Annotated in this window: 3 protein-coding genes; 1 reads left to right on the forward strand and 2 read right to left on the reverse strand. The window is 36.7% G+C overall.

The genetic code is table 11. From position 1 onward, the window contains the following. Nucleotides 1-371 precede the first annotated feature (371 nt). A complete protein-coding gene (gene repM, locus PG901_RS13480; protein ID WP_181716875.1) occupies nucleotides 372-1,328 on the forward strand; it encodes a replication initiation protein RepM in 957 nt (318 codons plus the stop codon). A gap of 545 nt (nucleotides 1,329-1,873) precedes the next feature. Here the strand turns inward: repM and PG901_RS13485 are convergent. Together PG901_RS13485 and PG901_RS13490 are read right to left on the reverse strand one after the other, a co-directional pair. Beyond that, nucleotides 1,874-2,125, reverse strand: a complete 252-nt coding sequence (locus PG901_RS13485; protein WP_144298163.1) for a hypothetical protein — start codon at nucleotides 2,123-2,125, stop codon at nucleotides 1,874-1,876. Nucleotides 2,126-2,504: 379 nt separating this feature from the next. Further along, on the reverse strand, nucleotides 2,505-2,693 hold the full coding sequence (locus PG901_RS13490; RefSeq protein WP_144298162.1) for a hypothetical protein: 189 nt from the start codon (nucleotides 2,691-2,693) through the stop codon (nucleotides 2,505-2,507). Between the last annotated feature and the right edge of the window lie 431 nt (nucleotides 2,694-3,124).

The raw sequence follows: 3,124 nt of genomic DNA on the forward strand, positions 1-3,124 counted from the left end.
GAACCATTCCTATCATGTAATAATTTCTGATCCTTAATTTATCAAAAAATAATCTTAGAAAATCCCTTAAATTGTCCTAAATTTTATGTTTGGTAACGGATTATTTAGCTGTGTGGTTTTAGGTTTTGGTGTTTTTAATGTTTTTAAAAGCTTTTAAGAGCTTTTACGCCCGCTGTAGCCCTTACCAGTCATAACTCTTAACACCCATAAAGCTACGTTTAGCGACCCATAAAGCTACGTTTAGCGACCCATAAAGCTACGTTTAGCGACCCATAAAGCTACGTTTAGCGACCTTATAGATACAATAATTTGTATTCAGTATCTATAAGTAGTTATAATGCTCATATCGTCTGTCAACGAGCAAGAAAATAATGAGCAAATTAGTGACCAAGCATAATAAATTAATCAGCGCCAGTTACTCGCTTGGCGTACCTGAACAGCGCATTATCTTTTTGGCGATTGTTGCTGCTCGCGCACAAGATAAGTTGATTGATGCTAGGGGGGTGCTACAAATCCATGCAAGCAGCTATCAAGAGCAATTTAAAGTAGAGAAGCATTCAGCCTACAAAGCATTGAAAAGCGCGACTAGAGGCTTATTTGATGCCTACTTTGAGTATGACGATATTCACGAACAGACAGGAAAACCGGCGCACTATATTGTTAATTGGGTACAAAAGATAGTTTATATTGATACCGCTGGAATGATTGAATTACAGTTTACAGATGACGTTATACCCCTGATAACAAGACTAAGCGAGCAGTACACAGAGTACGATTTAAAGCAGGTTAGTGAGTTGCAAAGTGAGTATGCGATACGGCTATATGAGTTGATGATGCAATGGCAGTCTGTTGGTAAAACTAACGAGATAGCGATTGATGACTTGCGTAAAAAACTAGGCGTTAAGCCTGAGCAGTACAACGCAATGAATAATTTTAAGGCTAGAGTATTAGACCATGCCGTCAAACAGATTAATGAGCATACAGACATAACCGTCAAGTATGAGCAGCATAAGACAGGAAAAACCATTACTGCCGTTTCATTCGCATTCAAGAAAAAGAAAATACTTGAGCATATCGACCCAGCTAAGAATAAAAATAGAGACACTGCCACTCCTGACTTGTTCCATAACATGACTGATAGCCAAATAAGCACATTCAGCGCCAAGCTTGCTGCCTTACCTGAACTTGGCAGTAATGCACCTATTGGTAAAAGTACCGCTGAGTTTGCCGCTATTATTGCTAGTGATCTAGCAGATGAAAATAAGCAAATGCGGTATATGCCTTATCTTGCGAAGCTAGGTTATCAACCTAAAAAGCGTAAGGTATAGCGCCATTTTAGAGTTATTAGATAATCAGTTTTTTAACTTTTTAACATTGCGTCTTTTTTGCAATGTTGGGGGTGTGGGGGTTTACCCCTGCCGATGTTTTGACTTCATAAATGTATGACCGGTAGGGATAAACATTTGTGAAGTCGAAAACTCGCACTTAGTCAGTGGGACTCAACCATCCGTCAATTAACTATATCATAATAGATTAGATTGACAGATAAGGCTTATCAAATTTAATACTGACATTACGGATCAGACAGAAGCAAACTGGATAAAATGTGATTTAGGTGGCTAAATAGTCTTACTAGGAAACTTTTTAAATAAGAATACAAAAAAGATAAAAGTACTTATTGCAGATAATATAAAAATAATTAACTCAGAGGTACTGAACAAGTTAATAATATACCCTGAAGACGAACTAAGTAAGACGATATCAACCGCCCATAGTATATATAAAGGAAGATTTCGGTAAGGAATATGGGCGAGATACGCCAGTACAATTATACCTAGAAAAAAATGTACGACTAATATTTCAAACATAATTTTTAACCTGTATTTTCCTTGCTAGATATCGCTAAAAGAATGTAAACCACTATACTTATCCCTAGAGATAAGCCAATTAACACTAGAACACCGTCAAGAGTTATTGGATTACGTCCAAATAAATCCAACAGGAAATTCATCAGAAAAAATAGCAGACCTATAGTTATACTTGCCCATAGCTTTATTTTTTTACTTCTGTTAGCACTATTTCCTGATATAAAACCAACAATCATCGCACCGATTTCATCTATCATGAGATTCTTTTATATGAAGAGGTAGTAATACTGCATCAATTTTGTCTAAAAATAGCCAACGTAAGAACAATACTAGAAACATGCCTAACCCACCATAAAACATATCTAAACTGTATAGGTAACCAACATATAAAGCTAAGCCAATGGATAAAAGTCCGGATAAAAAAACGTTGGAATCCACATAATGTAAACATTCTGGACACTGATAAGTCTTAGATTTTTTAAAATCTAAAGGTCTTATTACTTTACCATGACAGCCAGGGCATTCTCTTGTAAACATAGCATCACAAATTCTGTTAATTGGTATTTCAAAGATTTGAAATACCAATCAGTTAAAGTCGATTATACTTAAAGTGTGGCTTCTTATCTTTTGTACTTACTACCATCTGCCTCCAGCACCACCATTACGTCGTTGGTTGCTACTCTTACCACTCCATGCCTTGCCAGTTTGGTATGTACCATAAACCAATCCAGCATTGGACATATGGTGTTTAGCTACTTGACTGGTTACAACACGACCTGCCAAATTTAGCGCAACTGGGAACCATGCTCCTTCAGTTGCTTCCATCTCTTGATTAGAGATAGATTTAACTTGTAAGTTTTCACTATCAGCAAACGCATATTATTATTTGTGTTATACCCCAAGGGAACCAGTTAATTCGCCCTTCAAACCTATTAACAGACCACTTAAAACAGACTGGTATAATGGAACCACTTATAACAGACTATTGGAATAAAAAAGTGGCTGTTTGTTAGCCTCTTTTTCATTAACTCTCATATTCTATGCGTAAGCTATCTTTTTTTGCGGTCATGAGCGCTCTCTAGCGCCTGATTAAGCGTGTTATAGACTCTTGTTAGCATAGGCACAGGGATAACTGTCTTAGCACGGCTAACAGGCATGTAAGACAGTTTAAGCAGCTTCTTACTAAAATGCTTAAACAATCCGAACTTTTACAGTTAATTTGAAATGAAAGTTAACTGTAAGGTGTCCCCAATCTT

Origin of the sequence: Psychrobacter sp. ANT_H3 (assembly GCF_027919975.1) — a bacterium.
In the GTDB taxonomy this organism is placed as follows: Bacteria; Pseudomonadota; Gammaproteobacteria; order Pseudomonadales; family Moraxellaceae; genus Psychrobacter; species Psychrobacter maritimus.